Consider the following 21,368-nt stretch of genomic DNA (forward strand, 5'->3'; position numbering starts at 1 on the left):
TAGTTATTCTCCTTTTGTCTTACTTTCAATCAATAGCTTCTTATATGTCTTCTTAAAGGTGTACATCCGCTCGTCGGCAATGGACAGCAGTTCACTGGCATTTGCCGCCTCTTCACTACCGACACACCCATAGCTTATGCTACCGATGTATCCTTTTTCGAACTCCTCGGTAATCGTGCTCATTTGTCCCCGTACGCCGGCTAAAATTTCTTCTACACGGGATCTCTTTACGTCCCTAGCAAGAAGCATAAACTCATCACCGCCAATCCGGCTAATCACAAAATCTTCACCCATCATCCGTAGAAGGTTCGCTACATCGATAATATAAATATCCCCCTCGCCATGACCGAAATTATCATTTACATACTTCAAATTGTCTATATCTACAAAGGACAGTACAAATTCATGCCCTTCTGCCAACCAACCATGGAGAGCATCCATCCCCGCATAGCGGCTCAGGGTGCCGGTAAGCATATCAAAGATAGCGTATTGCTCTAACTCCTGTTGCTTTCGCATATTATCACTGATATCAATCAGCACAAAAGCCGTCGCCTCTTCATCCTTCCATTTAATGGGAAAGTTTTTCACAATATAAAAACTCTCCCCTTCCTCACTAGTAATCGTTAGTTCCGTTGTCTCTATCTTTAAGTACTCAAGCAACTCCCGTTCCTGGCGCATAAGCTTCTCTCCTGCCTTATTCACTAGAAGGGTTTGTCTCTCTTCCTCACTCAGGACGATAAGCGCTTCCGGGTTATCCGTCGTCAAGTTTGAGAGCAGTTCATAATACGTCTGTAGAGCCCGGCTCTGTCTTTTCGTCTTTTCAATTTCCCGGGAAAGCTGTTCTTCGTTTTCTTGATTTCTCCGCTGTAAATCCCTTATCTGATTCTTTAATTTCGCAATTTGTTTCTGTTCATCCACATTCTTTTCCTCTTAATTATACCTTTTCTTGTTTTTGCGCTTGCATTCATACATCCGCTCATCCGCAAGGGATAGCAAAAGACTGGGATCTTCGCTCTCGCCACTGGCAACAAAACCATAACTTATCCGACTTTCGTATTGCTTGTCAAACTCCTTTGTCAGAACCTCTAGTTGCCCCTGTACACCGGCCAACATCTGCTCTTCTTTCCCCGCATATTTTTCCGGTATTAGAACCATAAATTCGTCACCGCCTAAGCGGGTAACTTCGATACCGTCACCCATCATTTTCAGCAAATTTGCCACATCGATAATGTAGGTGTCCCCCTCGGCATGCCCAAAAGTATCGTTCACATACTTTAAGTTATCCATATCGATAAAACAAAGGGTGAACTTCTTCTCACCGGCAATCCAGCTATAGAGAATATCCATTCCTGCATAGCGGGTAAGAGCACCGGTCAACATATCAAAAATGGCAAACTGCTCCAGCTCCCTTTCCTTCTCTCGTTCTTCAGTGGCATCACGCATAATATAGACATCGGCTTGGATAGTCTCTGAATCTATCTCAAAATGACTAACCCGGTAAGTGGTATCCAGGTCGTCTTCGCTAAAAACAAACTCGCGCAAACCGGCTTTCACTTCCTCGAACAACGCCTCATCCGCTTTTACTAACTTCTGCACAACCGTATTTTTTAGGAGCACTTCCCCTTTTTTATCAATCACTAAAAAGCCATCAGGACTAGCTCCTAATAGCTCTTTAAAGATGGTGTACTCTTTTTGTTGCTTATCGTATTGCGCCTTTACTTCACGAAACTTCTTACTATGAAGCTTCAACTTTGCACACATTTTGAAAACCTCCAGCTCAGAATAATAACTATTTCTAATATACCATATCGCACCTACTTATTAAACCCAAAAAGGGCTTTGCTTAGGATAACTGAGCTTTTATACACCGTACCTTCTTTGTTAAAACGAACCGTTCCATGATATTTCCTGGCAACTGCTGCGACAGAGGAAAGTCCAACCCCCTGTCTGCCATCTTTCGCCTCGTATGCCGGACAGGAGTTATCGAGGGTTAGCACCAATTTACTCTTTGTGGTTTCGCAACGAGCCTGAACGAATCGTTCTCCCTCCGTTTGACGAATAACACTTTGAGCGGCGTTCTCAAACAAATTTCCAAAAACAATACACAGATCGGTATTGGATATACCTATATCTTGAGGAACAACTAGTTTAACTTCTACTTTCGCACCTGCCCCTCTAGCATTCCGTAGATAATGACGAACCAACACATCCACCACGTGGTTTTCGCATACGGGCGGCTCATTATCGCCAGGTAAACTCATCGTGTACTCCTCCAAGTAAGCTAACACTGCCTCTATGTCCGAGGCTTGTGCATGGCCTCTAATAACCGATAGGTGATGGCGCACATCATGCCGAACGGCCTTTCCTTGATCGATATTCTCCATAAGCTGTTCATAGCTCTGAACTTGTAGTCGTAATTGCCGTTCTTGGGCGTGGTTTTCTGCCTCTAAGCGCGCTCTATGGGCGCTTTCTAACATCATCTGAATATTGATGTAGTAGGTGATTAGTCCTGTGACCACCACCAAAAGGTATACAACAATCGTAAACACTTTGTTGTATACCGCCTCTGCACCCTTATTAGAAAGGACATATCGGAAATTAATATTACTCATAAATATCTGAATGATAAAAAAAAGAATGGGGGTGACACACAAGAAAAGGACGCTCTTATTAGACATTTCCTCAAATGCGGGACGTAATCTTTTTTTGAAAAAGCGCCACAGCAATGGAAGCGTCACCGCTATACCGACAATAATCGTTAGGGGATAGGTAATAACATCACCATAACCAATCGCTGTACCCGTAGGTAAAAATAGCATATTCAGCAGATATGCCACATAATTGATGGTGGTGGCCAGCGCCTGAATAATAAGAAACACATACAACAACTTTCCAACAAACACCCGGAAGCTCAGCAAAAACAATAAAACAATCACGCTGTAATAAGCGATTTTAAAAACACTTCGAGCCGTATTAAAGTCCCTTGCAAAAGCTAACAGCCAGAAATTCCCCACGCCATCCAGTAACGCTATAATAACGATACATAAATAAAACGACCGCTTTCTGATTCGCAGATTGTCCTCAAATGCCATCCCACCTACGAAATACCACGGCGTATTGATAAACACGTTCATTATCCCAAACTGAATAGCCTGTAGCATACTATACCCTCCTCCTTACCACTTCGATACAATAATCTTCGTAATAGCGGATTATGTCGCAACGATTTTTTCGTCTTATGGGAACGAGCGTATTTGGTAGAACGAAATCGCCTTCCTGGACGTTTTCCACAAAATCCATATTAACAATATAGCTTTGGTGGCAACGGATGAATCGTGCATCATCCAAAAGTTCCTCCACACTCCCCAAGCGTATAAGGACACGCAATTCTTCATTTTGCGAGGTATAGATAAGGCAATGCTTATTCTGGGATTCCACATATGTTATATCTGAGAGAAGTATTTTTCGCGGCTGGCGATTAACCATTAACTCTATGTATTTTCCGCGGTATCCAACTAAACGCAAGCAACGAGTCAAGGCTTCTTTAACCTCATTTTCTGTAAAAGGTTTAAGCAAATAGTGACTCGCTCCCACCTCCCACCCCTGTGCCATATGCTCACTGCTCGTGGTGGTAAACACAATGGTGCAGGTGTTGTCGCGTTGGCGTATCCAACGAGCCACATCTACGCCACTCACTTCCTTCATATAGATATCCAAAAAGCAAATAGGCATTACGCCACTTGTTTGCATATAGGCAATGAGTTGCTCACCACTGGAGAAAACCAGCAGATTGGCGTCAATATTTTCAAGATTCAATATTGACTCTAGTCTCTTTTTTAAATTTTGGGAATCCTCGGCGTTGTCGTCACAAATGGCAATCTTCAGCATAACTATCCTTTCCAAGTGTTTTATTTTTATAATATACGACAACACCGCCTATTGGCAAACTCTAATCTCAGAAAATCTCTTCCATCCTTATTACTGTAAGCCGATCCCTGCCGCTACGTTTGGACAAGTACATGGCCTCATCTGCTTTTGTTATGTAGTCGGCAAAACATTCACTTTCCTTAGGTACACCATAGGCAAAGCCAATACTGCTGGTTATCCTATGACCGGGGACAAGGTCTATATTATGTATTTTCTCTTGAAGTCGTTTGCCAATTTTTTCGCCTATCTTAACGTTGTCAATAGTAGTACATATGATGAATTCGTCGCCACCGTGCCGACAACAGATGTCTTTAACATCAACACTACACTGCAAGGCGTCAGCAACAGCAACTAATATTTCATCTCCCTTATCATGACCCCACTGGTCATTAATATTCTTAAACAAATCAATATCTAGGAAAAACACACCAAACAACCCTTGTGTTCGTTGCCTCCTCTTGAAAACTTCTGTTGCTTGTTCATTAAAAGACTTCCGATTATTTAGTCCTGTAAGGGGATCACGAGCTAAGTCTTCGATTTCATTCGCTGACTTTGACAAGAATATGACAAAAAGAAACAACGTGCAAAAAAACGCTTTTAGCAAAAGAAAACCGTAAAACATACTTTGCAGCACGTCCGTTTCTAGCAACGTATATTCTTTATTTGTGATACCTACAATGGCTCTTGGCACTGTGGTAATTATCAGGAGCAAATAAGGCCACAAAAAAGAACGATAAAGATTCCTACTTTTCTTGCCAAACATACATTGAAAGACAACTGGGGCAAATGTCATCAGGATACCCAAAGAAGCTATGACAACTCGTATATTCGCTTTTGCAAAAAAAAGATCTGCTACCACATACAAAAGGGAAAACATAACAAAAACAAGTCTTCCATACCTCTTTAGCTTTTCGGAATTCAACTTCATTGTTTGCAAAAGCACATGAGCATCCAGATAAAAGGCCAAAAGTAGCAATACATTTGCCAGTGTGGACGAAACCAGATCAGGAAAGATTCCTCGATACAAAAGCAAAAAATACCCAAGTGATCTTATCAAGCGAAAGGTTATGGCCTTTTCTAGCAACTGTTCACCCCGAAAAAATTTCACATGGTCCTTGGATGTGAAAATAATCAAGGAAGACGCCAGTCCCTCCCAAAACATCACACAGATTAACGCTTGAACATCTATAAGAAATACTTTACTCACTATTAACGAATCCATAATTGCCACCACCCTTTACTCATTCACACACGATATCTATCTCTATTTTCAAGGTTTTAAAAAAGAAATTCAATAGAACTAGCGAAATCGGTCGGATAATGGCGAAAAAAAACAGTAGGTAAACCCTAAGGTAACCTACTGTTTTGTGTGTAATTATTTACTTGCTTTAATAGCTGCTTGAGCGGCTGCAAGTCTAGCGATCGGCACTCTAAATGGAGATGCGGATACGTAGTCAAGACCGATTTCGTGACAGAACTCTACAGAAGATGGATCGCCACCGTGCTCTCCACAAATACCGAAGTGTAAAGCATCGTTTACCGGACGTCCTTTATCAAGAGCCATCTTCATCAGTGAGCCAACACCAACTTGATCTAGCTTAGCAAATGGGTCATACTCGAAGATCTTAGCGTCATAGTATGAATCTAAGAACTTACCAGCATCATCACGTGAGAAGCCATAAGTCATTTGGGTTAAGTCATTGGTACCGAAGCAGAAGAAGTCAGCTTCTTTAGCAATTGCATCAGCAGTTAAACAAGCTCTTGGAATCTCGATCATCGTACCTACTTCATAATCAAGCTTCACTTCCGCTTTATTAATTTCTTCTTCAGCTGTAGCAATAACGATATCTTTAACAAACTTAAATTCTTTTACTTCCCCTACAAGTGGGATCATGATTTCTGGTTTTACGTCTAAGTTCGTGTTTTTCTTCACGTTGATAGCTGCACGAATGATAGCTCGTGTTTGCATCTTCGCAATTTCAGGATACGTTACCGTTAGACGGCATCCACGGTGTCCCATCATTGGGTTGAACTCGTGTAATCCTTCGATGATTTCCTTGATTTGGTCAACTGTCTTACCTTGAGCGTCTGCCAATTTCTTGATATCAGCTTCTTCTGTTGGTACGAACTCGTGTAGCGGTGGATCGAGGAAACGAATGGTAACTGGGTTACCTTCTAACGCTTCGTATAATTTCTCGAAATCTCCCTGTTGTACAGGTAAGATTTTCTCAAGAGCTGCTTCTCTTTCTTCGACTGTATCTGAACAAATCATTTCACGGAAAGCGTCAATTCTGTCGCCTTCGAAGAACATATGCTCTGTACGGCAAAGACCGATACCTTCAGCTCCTAATTCGCGAGCACGTCTAGCATCTTCTGGAGTATCTGCGTTTGTACGCACCTTTAAGACTCTAAATCTATCTGCCCAGCCCATGATGCGACCGAAGTCTCCGGAAATCTCAGCAGGAATAGTTGCAATTGCGCCAGCGTATACAGCTCCTGTAGAACCGTCTAAAGAAATAGCATCGCCTTCGCCAAAGACAACATCACCTAACGTGAATTTCTTATTGGCTTCGTCCATCTTAATTTCAGACAAACCAGATACACAGCAAGTACCCATTCCTCTAGCAACAACAGCTGCGTGAGAAGTCATACCACCACGAACAGTGAGGATACCTTGAGCAGCCTTCATACCTTCGATATCTTCTGGTGAAGTCTCAAGACGAACAAGGACAACCTTTTCGCCCTTAGCATCCCATTCCTTAGCATCAGCAGCAGTAAATACTACTTTACCTGAAGCAGCTCCTGGTGAGGCAGCAAGGCCACGGCCAAGTTCTTTTGCTTCTTTGATTGCTTGAGGATCAAATTGAGGATGAAGTAAGGTGTCTAAGTTACGAGGATCGATCATCTCTACCGCTTTTTCTTCCTTAATCATTCCTTCATCTACTAAATCACAAGCGATTTTAAGAGCAGCTTTTGCTGTTCTCTTACCGTTACGTGTTTGCAGCATGTAAAGCTTCTTATCTTCGATAGTGAACTCCATATCTTGCATATCACGGTAGTGATTTTCTAATTTTTCTGTAATGTCTACGAATTCTTTATATACTTCTGGCATGATTTTTTCAAGCTCAGAAATTGGTTGCGGTGTACGAACACCGGCAACAACGTCTTCACCTTGAGCATTGATTAAGAATTCTCCCATCAATTTGTTCTCGCCAGTAGCTGGGTCACGGGTAAAGGCAACACCGGTTCCTGAAGTATCACCCATATTACCGAAGGCCATCATCTGTACGTTAACAGCGGTTCCCCAAGAATAAGGAATGTCATTGTCACGACGATATACGTTGGCACGAGGGTTATCCCAAGAACGGAATACCGCTTGGATAGCTCCAAGAAGTTGTTCTTTGGCATCAGCCGGGAATTCTTCTCCCAGTTTACTCTTATATTCTGCCTTAAATTGAGCAGATAACTCTTTTAAATCATCCGCGGTTAAGTCAGTATCTTCTGTAACCCCTTTTTCTTCTTTCATCTTATCGATGAGCTCTTCGAAGTACTTCTTACCGACTTCCATTACTACGTCAGAGTACATTTGAATAAATCTTCTGTAGCAATCCCATGCCCAACGAGGATTTCCTGATTTTTCAGCAATTACGTTTACTACTTCTTCGTTAAGACCAAGGTTAAGGATTGTATCCATCATACCTGGCATAGAAGCACGTGCACCTGAACGAACAGATACAAGTAGTGGATTTTCGTTATCACCAAATTTCTTGCCGGCGATTTCTTCCATCTTGGTAACAGATTCCATGATTTGAGCTAAAATCTCATCATTGATTTTCTTGCCATCTTCATAATATTGTGTACAAGCTTCTGTTGTTACCGTGAACCCTTGAGGTACTGGTAAACCAAGTTTTGTCATTTCAGCAAGGTTACATCCCTTACCGCCAAGAAGGTTTCTCATTGTTGCATCGCCTTCAGAAAACATATAAACCCATTTCGTCATTTCTGTATGACCTCCTAATACTATTTTTTCTTTAAAGTCGCACATAATATTGTACCTAGAATAGCCACTTTAGTCAAGCAAAATAGCTGATTAACTTAACTCAACTTTTGCAGCCTCGGCCGGCTTAAAATCATTGTACAAATCATAGATATTATGACCTGTGGATTCGCTTAAGACCCGGCCCTCTAAAGTGTAGGTGCGAATAAAGCGTTTACCGTCAATACTAGACCAGTGCTCCACGTCCCAAGTTAGGTAGCCGTCTTCATCGCTTTTCTTCTCTTTTAAGATTAAATCTACTTGGCGTCCCCCAGGAGCCATGAGCTCAATCAGTTCCTTTTCCGTTACTTCTAATTCTTCTTTTTTTACTTTATCGTATACTTTCATCTGTTTTTCCTCCGTTTATTCTCCGTAGTGTAAAAAAGCCCGGTACCCTTTATAAGCTTCATAGACGTCCGCCTTTGAGGTAATCTCGTAAGGGGCGTGCATACACAGGACCGCTACCCCGCTGTCAATAACGTTCATTCCGAGATTGGCCATAATGTAAGCAATGGTACCGCCACCGCCAACGTCCACCTTACCTAGTTCTGCAAATTGATACTCTACTTGTGCCTCATCGAAAAGCTTTCGCAGCTTAGCGATAAACTCGGCGTTGGTATCATTAGAACCACTTTTACCACGAGCTCCAGTAAACTTATTAAACACCAAGCCTTTTCCTAAAAACGCCGAACTCCGCTTTTCAAAAGCATCCGCAAAGAGGGGATCATAAGCCGCACTAACATCAGAAGAAAGCATGGCTGAATTCGCTAAGGTACGACGCACTAAAAGTTCCGACTCCCCTTCCGTTAAGCTTAGAAGCTCGGCGACCGCGTTTTCAAAGAAGCGGGACTGCATTCCGGTGGCGCCTACACTACCGATTTCTTCTTTATCCACTAAGATTAGACAACCGGTGCGGCTTAAGTCTTCCTCAGCCATCATCGCAAAGAGAGAGGTAAAGGCGCACACTCTATCATCTTGACCATAAGCCATAATCATACTGCGATCAAAGCCTAAGTCTCTCGCTTTCTCCGCCGGCACAATCTCTAGTTCTGCTGAGGCAAAGTCTTCTTCTTCAATCCCGTATTTCTCATTTAAAATGGTTAAAATCCCGTGTTTTACCTGTTCTTTTTTCTCTTCCTCTTCGCTGCTAAGTGGCATACTGCCCACTAAGAGATCCAGCTTTTCCCCTTCGATGACCACGCTGGCTTTTTTCTCCATCTGCTTGGCCGCTAAATGAATTAACAAATCCGTCACCGCAAAGACAGGATCATCGGCTTCTTCACCGATTACGATATCGACCACCGTGCCATCCTTTTTCGCCACTACACCGTGAATTGCTAGGGGCATCGTCACCCACTGGTATTTCTTAATGCCCCCGTAATAATGGGTATCTAGATAAGCCATCTCCTCGCTTTCGTAGAGAGGATTTTGCTTCACATCGATACGCGGTGAATCAATATGAGCGCCAAGTATATTCATTCCTGCGGATAAGGGCTCTTTTCCCAAATTAAACAGGGCTACGCTTTTGCCCATCATTACGGTATAGACTTTGTCGCCGCTCTTTAGCTTTTTCCCAGCCTTAATCGCTTCACTCAAGTCCTCATAGCCGGCTGCCTTCGCCATTGCCACTGCGTATTTTACACATTCTCTCTCCGTCTTGCCAGTATCGAGAGCATGCTTATACTTATCGTTTAGCGCCTGCAGTTTGGCAATGTCGGCTTCATTGTAATTTTCCCAAGCATTTACATTCTTCATCTTTAAGAAAGCCTCCTTATTTTTTTCTACTTAAAGTAGTATAGCACATTTTTTTCAGAATCCCGCGTATAAAAGAAAAAGGGCGCAAATGCACCCTTTTTCATAAAGTCTTTATTTTGTTTTAATACCAAATTGATTGGACTCTTTATCAATCTGCTTAACCACCCCTGTTAACGCCCACAGACCGATTAAGTTAGGAATAACCATCAGGCCGTTAAAGCAGTCCGCCATGGTCCAAACAAGCTCTACCTTAAGAGCTGAACCGATTACAATGCATACACATACGAGTACAGCATATACCTTTAGAGCCTTTTCGCCGAAAAGGTATTTTACGTTCGCTTCACCGAAGAAATACCAACCAATAATGGTAGAGAAAGCGAAGAAGAACAGACAAACCGCGAGGAATATTTCGCCGGCCTTACCGAAGGTCGCGGAAAAAGCGGCTTGTGAAAGAGCGGTTCCCGTTAAAGAACCATCTGGAGTAAGTACTCCCGTAATCAAAATAACAAATGCTGTCAAGTTAAGAATAACAAAGGTATCAATAAAGACGCCCATCATTGCTACATAACCTTGCTCCGAAGGATGCTTTACCTTAGCAACTGCGTGAGCATGAGGTGTAGAACCCATACCTGCTTCATTAGAGAAAAGACCTCTAGCAACACCTTTTTGCACGGCTAGCTTGATTGTTGCTCCTGCTACGCCACCAGCGACTGCTTGCGGATTAAACCCTCCTACAACAATGTCAGAAAGTACTCTTGGCAGTTCACCAATATTCATAATAATTACGATTAAGGTACCTAAGATATAAAAAATCGCCATAATCGGTACAAGCAATTCAGTTACCTGAGCAATTCTTTTAATACCACCAGCAAAAACAATAAATGCCAGTACGGCAACAATCACACCGATGATAATAGGGTTGATACCAAACGCTTGTTGGAACGCTGCCCCGATAGAGTTAGACTGTACAGCATTGCCCATAAAGCCAAGAGCAAAGATGATAAACACAGCAAAACAACCAGCCAAAATCTTACCAAAGGTCCCCTTAAAGGCCGCCTTAATATAATACACCGGTCCTCCAGTTACTTGACCATTTTCATCCTTAGTCTTGTACTTTTGGGCCATCGTTGCTTCCGCATAGATGGTGGCCATTCCAAAGAAGGCGGATATCCACATCCAAAAGATTGCTCCCGCTCCACCTACAGCGATTGCCGTAGCGGCTCCAGCGATATTACCCGTTCCTACCTGGGCGGCGATAGCGGTTGCCAGCGCTTGAAAAGAACTCATCCCGTCTTTTCCCGCATCCCCCTGTTTCTTAAACATGTTACCAAAAGTTCTTTTAAAACCTTCTGTAAACTTGCGCACTTGAATAAACTTAAGATTTAAGGTAAACCAAACCCCCGTACCTACCAGTAGGATGATTAAAATATAATCCCACAGAAAGCCATTCAGTGCTCCAAAAAACTTCTCTACTGCTGCCATATTACCCTCCTATTTCCTTTTTGTCATAGTTTTCATCTATGACTATATTTTATATCTGAATAATACAATTTTACGATATTTATTTCAATACTATTCGGATTAATGCGTAATATTTAGCGTATTGTTTGTTTTTTAACATAAAAAGACTCTACTATTATTAATAGGTAGAGTCTTTGTCCTTATTTTTTTCGTTTTTCACGTGAAAATTTTATCGAAGTATAAGTTTTTCACTGTCACTTCTTACATAATTGTGCCCATCGCCTCTTTAATATCTTCATCCTTCTGGCTAATAATAGCCTCCAGAGCCCACCGTAAACCTTCTGCTATTAATTCAGCAGACATACTCGGCGTACCATCTGGCAACTCACGTACCTGCTCTGGTAAATACGGTACGTGAATGAACCCGCCACGAATACTTGGATAAGTACGATCAATCAAATAAAGTAAACGATACATAATATCATTACATACATAAGTTCCTGCAGTATAAGAAATACTCGAGGGAATGCCATGCTCTTTCACATTTTTAACCATAGCTTTCACTGGTAATGTCGTAAAATAAGCATTTTCACCATCCTCTTTAATCTTCTGATCCATCGGCTGTTGCCCATCATTATCAGGAATGCGCGCTTCCATCAAATTTATCGCCACTCTTTCGACAGAAATAACGGAACGTCCTCCTGCTTGCCCGACACACAAAACCACATCTGGCTTTTCTGCCTCAATCGCTCGCTCTAAAACCACACCATCCTTTTCAAACACAGTGGGAACCTCTAGCTTTATAAGCTGGGCTTCTCCAAGCCTATCTGGTAATCTTTTCACCGCTTCAAAAGCAGGGTTTATCTCTGCGCCACCAAAGGGGTCAAATCCGGTTATCAATATTTTCATTTCTTACGTCCTCCTAATATACTTGTGGTTCGGGAACGATAATCTTTCCTCGCTCCATAATCATCCGGTTATCAACGTATATGTCAGGGTCACGACCCACAATATCAAAATGTCCACTGGCCTGATGGACACCACCTAGGGCTAGATTGCGGCCAAAGCCAATATGAAACGTTCCGTACGCTGACTCGTCTTCGATATAGCTGCTACCGCGACACTTAGCATATGAATTAAGACCTATTCCCAGCTCCGAAGCAACGTACATTCCCTCATCGGTGTATTGTTCGATATAGGCTTGCAACCGCTGTCCGTCTTCATTGTCGGCAATCTGAGTAATGCGTCCGGCGGCGAGCTCCACTTGCACCGCCTCCTTAACCCCACCGATATAGCCTAGTGAGCCGTCAACAACCATGGTACCCTTCGTCATCGTCTCCTCAATCGGGACGTAGGCTTCAATACTGGCGGAAGAATAGCCACCTCCATCTTTAACCACGCCGTTAAAGAAACCGGCGGACCGATTTCTCGTATAGAACTTTAGACTAGTGCCCGCCGAAGTGCGCACGTCAATCGTCGAGCCCTCGTCCAAATAACTCATAATAACCTGAGCCATCATCTTGCTTTTCTTCGTATCCATCTGCAAAAAACGATACCCCAGCAGGGAACGGCCGTCGCCTGTTAGTAGTGGCAACGACAAAAACTTACTACCGCGTTCAATTGCCTTCTTGGCTGCCTTTGTTGTCACAATCGAGTAGTCCGTCGCACCGATAATCGCTTTATATCCGCGAAAGATATCTTCCTGCTCGTCAAAGAACACACCTACTTGTTTGCCCGTGCGCTCCACGATCATTAAGTCTGCTCGGGCTCCTCTTTTCGCAGCGCATTGCTTCAGTAACTGGGCCTCTTTAATATACTGATTACTGGTAACAATCAGCAAATTCTCCCAGGGCTTTAGCCTCATCCAGCTCTTAATCACGATGTTTGCACCTGTTTTGATCCGTTCCATACTTTGCTTCATACTTCACCTTTTACTTGAATATAATCATATAGCAGATTTGGAAGACTAAGAAAATTCCGGCAAGCACTACTTGATTCTTAATAACACCCATTCTATCTTTCATATCCAACATCGCTACCGGAACGATGTTAAAGTTTGCCGCCATCGGGGTACATAAGGTACCGCAGTAACCACAGGTTAACGCTAGCATACCAATAACCACCGGGTCCGCGCCGTAAGCCAAGACAAATGGAGCCCCGATACCAACGGTCATAACCGTAATCGCCGCAAAGGCATTTCCCATAATCATGGTAAAGACCGCCATACCAACGGCAAAGACGATTATCCCAACGGTTACATTGCCCTTAGGAATCACCTTACCGACCATTTCGGCAATTACATCGCCAACACCACCAGCCGTAAAGATCGCACCGAGACTTGCTAAGAGCATCGGCAGCATACTAAGAGGACCTACCGTTGATAGGAGCCGCTCCGAATCCTGTAGGAAAACCTTGGGTTTGTTGTCTTTATTAAAGATTATCAACAACACAACGGCTACAAACACACCTACACCAACACCTACTAACGCACCGTAGTTTGGTTGAAGTGCAAAAATAATCGCAAAGACACCAATCGATAGCGCCGGAATAAATATTTTCATATTTAATTTATCCGACATAGCTTTCGTATATTCTGTATTTGGCGCATCCACCTTACCAATCTTAACTTTCTTAAAGATGGCTGGAAGCGTCATGATAACAATTAAGATTCCGTTTGCCATCGGCGGAATCCAACGGCCAAAGCCGATAACAACACCCATTGCACACCAAAAAACTGCCGTTCCTAGGCGTGATGGATTTTCTTCATCGCGAGCGTTTTTAACTCCTGTATAGATGGCCATCAAGCCCATGATAATATATAGTACTTCTAAAATTTTCTGACCGATTGTAAAATCAGCACTTGTAAAAAATCCCATTCTTTTTTACCTCCCCTTCTACTTTGTATCGCCGTAATATTTCTTACGAAGTCTCTTGTCTTTTAAGTAATAGTAGATAATTGCTACCGTTACACAGAACAGGGCAATGGGAATTTCTACCTTAGCAAGATCAAGTAGCTCTACCTTATAGCCTAGAGGCTCTAAAGTAGACTGTACCAGAAGACCACCAGCGCCACCGACAAATAGCACCTGACAGAAGAACCAAGCCACGTTTTCCATTCCGGAAGCCATTCCTTTAAGTTGTTCTACGTGCTCTTCATTAGGCTCGTGTCCCTTCGCTTCAACTGCACCAATAGCCATTGGCATAATAATCGGACGTACAAAGCCCGCTACACCACCGAAGCTAACGTTAAAGGCGGCAAAAATTCCTCGCATTACGCCGTAAGCGCCAATTACTGCCCCAGAAGAGGCGTTCTTTAATTTGCCAATTAATTTTGCTGCCGATTCTTTCAAACCGTTACGCTCTAGCGTACCTGTAACTAACATGATTAAGATAAAGATAACCATGCTGCGGTTAGCGACAAAGCTAGACCCTAGGGTCTCTAATAGACCTTTCACGCCTAAGCCGCCCGTAAAGGCGGTCACGATTGCCGCTAACATGATGATCAAGATTGAATCCTTTTTCAAAGCAAAGCCGATAATTACAATCAAGATCCCCAATAGTTTAATCCACTCCATTTTTCTCTTCTCCTTTTCTCGTTGTCGTCATCATACTACGATTGGTCGTAGCCGAGTATGACTTACCTTTAGTTGTTCTGCAGTTATCACTGCTGTATTCTCATAAATGCACTGGGCATTTATCAGCAAATTAATAATCGCCAAATCGTGCTTTACGTGAGCTCTGGCACAAAGATTTAAATACTCTCCTTGAGCGGTTTCATCAGCCACCTCGCTAGTATAAGCCACCGTCGTTATCCATGGAAAACGGATAGACGGATAGCGATGATGGGGATCTGCTTCAAAGTAAATCCAATAATTAATCATCTCTTTATAGTAGTTTGCCGGAAAAAGCTTGGGCATCCACTGATGGGCAAAGATTTCAAATTGATGGGCCCACTCCTTATTCCATTGGCGCATCTCCTCATCTGAGGCGATTGCTTCGGCAACCACATCCTCTATCTTCTTATTAACCACTTCGTTACTAGCGTACTCAGCATTTTTGACAGTCCAAAAATACCCATAAAGTAGGGATCTCGGTAGCCAAAAGCCTTTGTAGGACGGCGAGGTATAGCCGGAAAATTGCTGTTCCCACTCATGACTTGGCACTCCGTGATTGTCCACGATTACATCCGGCAAAAACCGTTCGTACAAGCGGGTAAGACTCATCGCCTCCGTATGCTTCGTATCCACTTTAAAGTGCTCGTGATAAAACTCTTTGCCGACGGCGTTAAACCGTGCTACGTGTAGCTTCCAGTATGGATTATCCTTTTGTAGTTCATAGTGAATCGCCGAACCATCCACATTTTCCATCGGAACAATCACCAGATTAAGGCTTTCAGCTACGTCTTTATACTGGGGTTCACTCAGCAGCGTCCGCAGCAAGATAAAGGCAGCGTTAGTACTAGAAACCTCATTGGCATGATGGCGGCAATTAATAATCTCTGAAGGGTGATTGGTGATTCGCTTCGTCTGGGATACGTAACCTTTGGCCTTTGGTAAGAGCTCGATAGCATATACCTGACGTCCCATATAGGAAGTCGCTGTTTGGTAAACTAAGAGCCCCGGTACCCGCTTTAACTGGTTAATAATCTCCAGATATGCCTCATAGCCAATTAGCTCTTCTTCCTTTATATCGATCCAGGTAATCTCCAAGTCCTTGCGGATCCGCTCCCTTGCTGGTAAATCTACGGAATAGCTCTCCTCTCCAGCTAATAACTGCAGAGTTAGCGCCTCCCCAAAGGCAATCTCTCTTTGGGTCAAAACCTCTATGTAGCCCTGTGCCACCTCATGAGAGACACCTTCACTTTGAATAATTACCTGAAACATTTCTCCTTGGCGTCTGATTTCCTTCAGATAAAGCTTAATCTCCGCCGGCGTCGGTGCTTTAATTAGCTGGCGGCCTTCGGCGTAAATTCCTGGTGCCTCTGCCGCTTGGTCATATAGAATCACCTTAAACGTAGGTTTTCCAGAACCCTTTCTAATTACCGGTAGAATAAGTCCCGGCTCTTCAAGCATCTGCTGACACTTCTCATTGCCGTAATTCTTAAAATAATCGGCACCGGCAAAATACATATCTTCGTGCAACCCGTCTAGGGTAGAAATCATATCCTCTCGGCTATCCAAACGGTAATCTGGTTCACTGGCAACGACTTCTAAGCGCAACTGAGAAAATAGCGGCTGCTTTTCGGCGCTGACTTCACCGCCAGTCTTTCGTTCAATAAATTCTCGACAGTCTTTTAGCACGTTTCTCTGGTAAATATCCCAGATGTTTTCTACATCTGTCTTAATCTGTTCGTCAACAATTGCTACGCCGTTTACCTTCACCCTTAAGTATCCTGTTGAGGGATGCACTTTTCCCATCTCTTTGTAGGCATCTAAGTAAGGACGCTCAGAATACGCTGCTTTATATACGCTATTTGAAAGGCACGTACCCTCCTTCCCGTAGCTTTTACACTCATAGGTAATATCCTGGTCGCCTTCATAGGTAACAAAGGATATCTGTTCCTTCGTCAGACCAAGTTCTTTCACCAAGACGTCTTCAATCGGATATAATTCCTGCAAATAACGAATCGGCAAATCGTACCACTTATTTTCGTCTCCGCCCACGTTATTATATGACGGAGTCGCCCCGTTCTCATCTAGCCAATCAGTAACGCCCTCCGGCAAAAATGGCCGAAAGCCGATTTCAACTCGCTCCAAAGCTGTCTCCTGCTTAAGTTTGGGAATCACCGACTCCGACAACCAAGAAAACCCTTGCTTATACGCACAATAAATCTGGCACTCCTTAAGCTTTGCTTGCTTTTCCTGCAACTTTTGTTCTAGTTCACTAGCAAGTTCTTCTCGGAGAGGTTGCTCCTCACTTAACGCTGCCAGTATCTCTACTTGATCACCGGCTTTCACTTGAGGATAGACTTTTTCTAAAAGAAGCTCTCGGAACGTATCCACCTCCCAGGGGATATCGTACTCTTTGTCATATACCTTGCGCATCTCCTTATAGTTAATAAACTCAACATCAGGAAACAACTGCTGAACCTCTTCTTGTTGAGCGGCGATTTCCGGTGAAACATAAGCCTGAATTCCCGTCTCATTTACGGTTGATAAATAGGCCAGCTGCCCTTGCAAGTTTTTCATAGCGAAACTCTCCGTCATCTCCTGCAAATGGCTAGTCCACGTCTCCCGCTCCCAGCTGTAGGGGAAATGTTCACAAAACCAACTAGAAAATACTTCTAGCTCCTCTCCCTTCCCTTCCACATATACTAAAGTCCCGTCGTCGCTCTCCTCCTGGTAAATTCGACATATCTCACCCTCTCTAAAAATCACCGCATTGCCGCCTATATACGAAGGGGCGGCGAGCCAGCAATCAAGAGCGGTCGTCTCCATTCCAAAGCGAAAAGCAAAGTTGCAAGCTGCCACCATCAGTGACTCACTGCCCTCTTCTGGTACAACGAAATAAAAATTCAGCTTATCCGGTAGCAAGTCAAGATTATTATCAAGGAGAAACTCACCCTTACTAAATAATGACTCCAGTCCCTTTTTCGCCCGCCAGTCAAAATCCGCTACTGGTCTTGCCGCGTCTGAGGCTGCCTGATAAGCTACTGGCGGATTATTCTCTTCCTGGGTGAGCAGCGCCTTTAATTCCTCTAGCTTCGTTGGACAGGGCTCCCCCTCAGTTAACGAAGCAATAGGAAACTCTGCCGCTTCGCTTTGAAAGCCCCAGGCGAGAGATGCTTGAATTGCCATCTTCCGTTCGTCCCAGCTCATTCCCTCTACTATTCGTAGCTTATGCTGCTGTTTCGGAACCATACAAACACCTTCTTTCTTTTCTAAGTTAATCATTCTTTTATTTTAAGTAATCGTCTAAAGTATGTCAATCAATGCCTACCCTTTTGGGTAGGTTCACCAAAAAAAGACCTCTCCTATTCACATAAGAGAGGTCTTTCTAGTATTTTTTTACTTACCAAGCAAATTTCTTTTCGAAGTAAGCATCTAAATCTTCAATTTTAATTCTTTCTTGAGCCATGGTGTCGCGCTCACGAACTGTCACACAGCCATCTTCAGCTGACTCGAAGTCGTAGGTAACACAGAATGGTGTGCCGATTTCATCGAGACGACGGTAACGCTTACCGATATTGCCGCGATCGTCAAACTCGCAGTAGTACTTTTTGCTAAGCTGGGCGAAGACCTTTTCTGCCCCCTCGTTAAGCTTCTTAGAAAGGGGAAGCACGCCAATTTTAACAGGCGCTAGGGCCGGATGGAAATGAAGAACCGTTCGGGTATCGCCTCCTTCTAGCTCCTCTTCATCATAAGCTGCACAGAGGAAAGCCAGTAGCATTCTATCCACACCGAGAGAAGGTTCAATACAGTAAGGAATGTACTTTTCTTTCTTTTCGTCGTCAAAGTAAGTCATGTCTTGCTTTGAGTGATCCATATGAGACTTTAAGTCAAAGTCGGTTCTATCGGCAATTCCCCACAGTTCCCCCCAGCCGAAGGGGAACATAAACTCAATATCCGTAGTCGCATTTGAGTAGTGAGAAAGCTCTTCTGGATCGTGGTCGCGAGCTCTAAGCTCATCATCCTTAAGACCAAGATCATGAAGCCAATCCATACAGAACTTCTTCCAATAGGCATGCCATTCTAAGTCGGTTCCCGGTTCACAGAAAAATTCCAACTCCATCTGCTCAAACTCTCTCGTTCTAAAGATAAAGTTACCCGGTGTAATCTCATTACGGAAAGACTTACCGATTTGGGCGATGCCAAAAGGAATCTTCTTTCTAGAAGTCCGTTGAACGTTTTTAAAGTTTACAAAAATACCTTGGGCTGTCTCTGGGCGTAAATACACGGCGTTCTTTGCATCCTCAGTTACCCCTTGGAAGGTCTTAAACATCAGGTTGAACTCCCGAATATCGGTAAAGTTATGAGAGCCACAGGTAGGACAAGGAACTTGATTGTCATCGATAAATTTCTTCATCTTCTCATGAGACCAAGCATCTACTGCTTCTCCTAAGTCCATGTCATGCTCTTTGGCAAAATCTTCAATTAATTTATCTGCTCGAAACCTTTCATTACACTCTTTACAATCCATCAGCGGATCGCTAAAGCCACCTACGTGACCAGAAGCCACCCAGGTCTGAGGGTTCATCAGAATCGCGCAGTCCACGCCTACATTATAAGGACTTTCTTGAACGAACTTCTGCCACCACGCTCTTTTTACGTTGTTCTTAAGCTCAACTCCTAGATTTCCATAGTCCCATGTATTTGCAAGGCCGCCGTAAATCTCAGACCCAGGGTAAACAAATCCTCTTGATTTCGCCAGTGCCACAATTTTTTCCATCGTTTTTTCTACCATACGTATCTCATCCTCACCTTCTTGAATCGTCACATCATTCTTATAATACAATTTCCCGAGGGTATTTGCAAGCGCTACCCTCGGGAATTATCATTCGTCTTTTCCTAGTGGCGAGTGTGCAGAAGTTCGTGCTCTCTGCCCTTAATGATGTCGCGGTAGATAACTTCTACCATCGGATTTTCGTTAGATGTTCTCACCTGAGAACCGGTATCGACTTTATAAAGACCCTTCACTCTTGCCTTTTTCGTCTTCGGGCCGGCTGGTACTGGCTGACCACCACCCATAACACAGCCCCGGCGACAAGCCATCACTTCTACGAAATCGTAATGACGCTTGCCAGCCTTCATCTCTTCAATCAACTGAGAAGCAACGCCCAGTCCATGAACGATAGCGATTTTTACTTCTCTATCTCCTAGCATAATGGACGTTTCCTTCACACTATCAAGTCCCCTTACGCCGGAGAACTCTATTCTGCTAAGTTCGCTTAAGTTATTGTCTTTGTCATAGCAAATCTTTCGCAGTACGGCTTCGGTTACCCCACCGGTTACGCCAAAGATAACGCCACCGCCACTAGCGATACCAAAAGGCATGTCCACAGCTTCTTCATCTAATTCTTCGAATTTGATGGCCGCTTTTCGAATCATTCTGGCCGCTTCTGCCGTGGTAATAACTGCATCTGTGTCCTGAACGCCGTCGGTATGATTTTCCGGTCTTAAAGCCTCGCCCTTTTTCGCAGTACAAGGCATAATAGAAACCACAAAAGTCTTCTTCTCGTCATCTTTAAAGTAATCTTTAAGAACAGCTGAGAACATCCCTTGAGGTGAACGACAGCTAGAGATATTTTCTTTCAGTTCTGGAAACTTATAATCCGAAAATTTTACCCAGCCTGGACAACACGAGGTGAAAAGTGGCAAGTTCTCGTTCTTCGTTAAACGCTCCACCAACTCAGCCGACTCTTCGTATACCGTTAAATCGGCACCGAAAGAAGTATCAAAAACCTTGTCAAAGCCAATTCGGCGAAGGGCACTGACGAGTTTTCCCATAGAGTTTTCCCCTTTCGGGATACCGAAGGAATCACCTACAGCAATTCGTACAGCCGGCGCGATTTGGGCAACCACCCGGGTATTCGGATCATTAAGGGCTTCCCAGACTCTATCTTCGTCCTTCTTAATGGTAATCGCTGCTGTCGGACAGACCACGCGGCACTGGCCACAGCCCACGCACTCAGTATCGTTAATATCCTTATTAAACGCGGGCATAACCTGCATTTTCGACCCTCTAAAGGCAAAGTCAAGAGCACCCACACCTTGTACCTCGGCACAGGTACGCACACAGTCACCGCAGAGAATACACTTATTCGGATCTCTCACAATACTCGGCGAGCTAAAATCAAGAGGTTGTTCTTCCTTATTATTAGTAAAACGAACCGCATCCACGCCTAATTTGTAGGCCAAGCTTTGAAGGGTACAGATACCGTTTTTGTGACACGTTGTACAATCCCGACAATGGGAAGAAAGCAAGAGCTCCATAATTAACTTACGATAATTTTGTAACTTAATGGTGTTGGTCTTAATCACCATTCCCGGTCTTGGTTGTTCTGAACAAGAGGCGAACACCCGACCTCTCTCATCCTCTACCACGCACATCCGACAGGCACCATAAATAGATAGCTCGGAGTGATAGCAGAAGGTAGGTAAATCAATGCCGGCTTTTCGGATAACGGAAAGCAGATTCTTTTCGCCCTCAAGCGGCACACATCTTGAATCGATTGTAATAAAATCCATAA

At 43.6% G+C, this 21,368-nt stretch carries 16 protein-coding genes; all 16 read right to left on the bottom strand.

Annotated elements, in window-relative coordinates; all coding sequences use genetic code 11:
- Nucleotides 1-3: 3 nt before the first annotated feature.
- Nucleotides 4-918 (bottom strand): GGDEF domain-containing protein, encoded by a 915-nt coding sequence (locus NHH16_RS15600; RefSeq protein ID WP_262067664.1) that lies wholly within the window; start codon nt 916-918, stop codon nt 4-6.
- Between the two features lie 12 nt (nt 919-930).
- Nucleotides 931-1,761 (bottom strand): GGDEF domain-containing protein, encoded by an 831-nt coding sequence (locus NHH16_RS00640; RefSeq protein ID WP_262067665.1) that lies wholly within the window; start codon nt 1,759-1,761, stop codon nt 931-933.
- Between the two features lie 53 nt (nt 1,762-1,814).
- Nucleotides 1,815-3,161, bottom strand: coding sequence for a sensor histidine kinase (locus NHH16_RS00645; protein ID WP_262067666.1), 1,347 nt, complete (start codon nt 3,159-3,161; stop codon nt 1,815-1,817).
- Between the two features lies 1 nt (nt 3,162).
- Nucleotides 3,163-3,888: a LytR/AlgR family response regulator transcription factor gene (locus NHH16_RS00650; protein ID WP_262067667.1), complete on the bottom strand. Its 726-nt coding sequence runs from the start codon at nt 3,886-3,888 to the stop codon at nt 3,163-3,165.
- A gap of 67 nt (nt 3,889-3,955) precedes the next feature.
- On the bottom strand, nt 3,956-5,149 hold the full coding sequence (locus NHH16_RS00655) for a GGDEF domain-containing protein (RefSeq protein WP_262067945.1): 1,194 nt from the start codon (nt 5,147-5,149) through the stop codon (nt 3,956-3,958).
- Nucleotides 5,150-5,302: 153 nt separating this feature from the next.
- Nucleotides 5,303-7,927 (bottom strand): pyruvate, phosphate dikinase, encoded by a 2,625-nt coding sequence (gene ppdK, locus NHH16_RS00660; RefSeq protein WP_262067668.1) that lies wholly within the window; start codon nt 7,925-7,927, stop codon nt 5,303-5,305.
- 90 nt (nt 7,928-8,017) lie between these two features.
- Nucleotides 8,018-8,311: a hypothetical protein gene (locus NHH16_RS00665; protein ID WP_262067669.1), complete on the bottom strand. Its 294-nt coding sequence runs from the start codon at nt 8,309-8,311 to the stop codon at nt 8,018-8,020.
- A 15-nt stretch (nt 8,312-8,326) separates the two neighbouring features.
- Complete coding sequence (locus NHH16_RS00670; RefSeq protein ID WP_262067670.1) at nt 8,327-9,718, bottom strand: aminopeptidase; 1,392 nt, start codon at nt 9,716-9,718, stop codon at nt 8,327-8,329.
- 111 nt (nt 9,719-9,829) lie between these two features.
- Nucleotides 9,830-11,200 (bottom strand): alanine/glycine:cation symporter family protein, encoded by a 1,371-nt coding sequence (locus NHH16_RS00675; RefSeq protein ID WP_262067671.1) that lies wholly within the window; start codon nt 11,198-11,200, stop codon nt 9,830-9,832.
- 240 nt (nt 11,201-11,440) lie between these two features.
- Nucleotides 11,441-12,088 carry a pyroglutamyl-peptidase I gene (gene pcp, locus NHH16_RS00680; protein ID WP_262067672.1) on the bottom strand — a complete coding sequence of 216 codons (648 nt, stop codon included), beginning with the start codon at nt 12,086-12,088 and terminating at the stop codon, nt 11,441-11,443.
- A gap of 13 nt (nt 12,089-12,101) precedes the next feature.
- Nucleotides 12,102-13,100 (bottom strand): 2,5-dihydroxypyridine 5,6-dioxygenase NicX family protein, encoded by a 999-nt coding sequence (locus NHH16_RS00685; protein ID WP_262067673.1) that lies wholly within the window; start codon nt 13,098-13,100, stop codon nt 12,102-12,104.
- Nucleotides 13,101-13,110: 10 nt separating this feature from the next.
- On the bottom strand, nt 13,111-14,055 hold the full coding sequence (locus NHH16_RS00690; protein WP_262067674.1) for a DUF979 domain-containing protein: 945 nt from the start codon (nt 14,053-14,055) through the stop codon (nt 13,111-13,113).
- A gap of 18 nt (nt 14,056-14,073) precedes the next feature.
- On the bottom strand, nt 14,074-14,754 hold the full coding sequence (locus NHH16_RS00695; RefSeq protein ID WP_262067675.1) for a DUF969 domain-containing protein: 681 nt from the start codon (nt 14,752-14,754) through the stop codon (nt 14,074-14,076).
- Between the two features lie 30 nt (nt 14,755-14,784).
- Complete coding sequence (locus tag NHH16_RS00700; RefSeq protein WP_262067676.1) at nt 14,785-18,039, bottom strand: M14 family metallopeptidase; 3,255 nt, start codon at nt 18,037-18,039, stop codon at nt 14,785-14,787.
- A gap of 151 nt (nt 18,040-18,190) precedes the next feature.
- Nucleotides 18,191-19,582: a glycine--tRNA ligase gene (locus NHH16_RS00705; RefSeq protein ID WP_262067677.1), complete on the bottom strand. Its 1,392-nt coding sequence runs from the start codon at nt 19,580-19,582 to the stop codon at nt 18,191-18,193.
- 104 nt (nt 19,583-19,686) lie between these two features.
- On the bottom strand, nt 19,687-21,366 hold the full coding sequence (locus tag NHH16_RS00710; protein WP_262067678.1) for a [FeFe] hydrogenase, group A: 1,680 nt from the start codon (nt 21,364-21,366) through the stop codon (nt 19,687-19,689).
- Between the last annotated feature and the right edge of the window lie 2 nt (nt 21,367-21,368).

The sequence above is a fragment of the Ohessyouella blattaphilus genome, from assembly GCF_024721265.1.
Taxonomy (GTDB): Bacteria; Bacillota; Clostridia; order Lachnospirales; family Lachnospiraceae; genus Aequitasia; species Aequitasia blattaphilus_A.

What these genes read in the sequence shown, in the direction of transcription:
- NHH16_RS00705 (WP_262067677.1), bottom strand. Translation starts at nt 19,582, where the DNA reads ATGGTAGAAAAAACGATGGAAAAAATTGTGGCACTGGCGAAATCAAGA.
- NHH16_RS00665 (WP_262067669.1), bottom strand. Translation starts at nt 8,311, where the DNA reads ATGAAAGTATACGATAAAGTAAAAAAAGAAGAATTAGAAGTAACGGAA.
- NHH16_RS00645 (WP_262067666.1), bottom strand. Translation starts at nt 3,161, where the DNA reads ATGCTACAGGCTATTCAGTTTGGGATAATGAACGTGTTTATCAATACG.
- NHH16_RS00700 (WP_262067676.1), bottom strand. Translation starts at nt 18,039, where the DNA reads ATGGTTCCGAAACAGCAGCATAAGCTACGAATAGTAGAGGGAATGAGC.
- pcp (WP_262067672.1), bottom strand. Translation starts at nt 12,088, where the DNA reads ATGAAAATATTGATAACCGGATTTGACCCCTTTGGTGGCGCAGAGATA.
- NHH16_RS00710 (WP_262067678.1), bottom strand. Translation starts at nt 21,366, where the DNA reads ATGGATTTTATTACAATCGATTCAAGATGTGTGCCGCTTGAGGGCGAA.
- NHH16_RS00655 (WP_262067945.1), bottom strand. Translation starts at nt 5,149, where the DNA reads ATGGATTCGTTAATAGTGAGTAAAGTATTTCTTATAGATGTTCAAGCG.
- NHH16_RS00695 (WP_262067675.1), bottom strand. Translation starts at nt 14,754, where the DNA reads ATGGAGTGGATTAAACTATTGGGGATCTTGATTGTAATTATCGGCTTT.
- NHH16_RS00685 (WP_262067673.1), bottom strand. Translation starts at nt 13,100, where the DNA reads ATGAAGCAAAGTATGGAACGGATCAAAACAGGTGCAAACATCGTGATT.
- ppdK (WP_262067668.1), bottom strand. Translation starts at nt 7,927, where the DNA reads ATGACGAAATGGGTTTATATGTTTTCTGAAGGCGATGCAACAATGAGA.
- NHH16_RS00675 (WP_262067671.1), bottom strand. Translation starts at nt 11,200, where the DNA reads ATGGCAGCAGTAGAGAAGTTTTTTGGAGCACTGAATGGCTTTCTGTGG.
- NHH16_RS00670 (WP_262067670.1), bottom strand. Translation starts at nt 9,718, where the DNA reads ATGAAGAATGTAAATGCTTGGGAAAATTACAATGAAGCCGACATTGCC.
- NHH16_RS00690 (WP_262067674.1), bottom strand. Translation starts at nt 14,055, where the DNA reads ATGGGATTTTTTACAAGTGCTGATTTTACAATCGGTCAGAAAATTTTA.
- NHH16_RS00650 (WP_262067667.1), bottom strand. Translation starts at nt 3,888, where the DNA reads ATGCTGAAGATTGCCATTTGTGACGACAACGCCGAGGATTCCCAAAAT.
- NHH16_RS00640 (WP_262067665.1), bottom strand. Translation starts at nt 1,761, where the DNA reads ATGTGTGCAAAGTTGAAGCTTCATAGTAAGAAGTTTCGTGAAGTAAAG.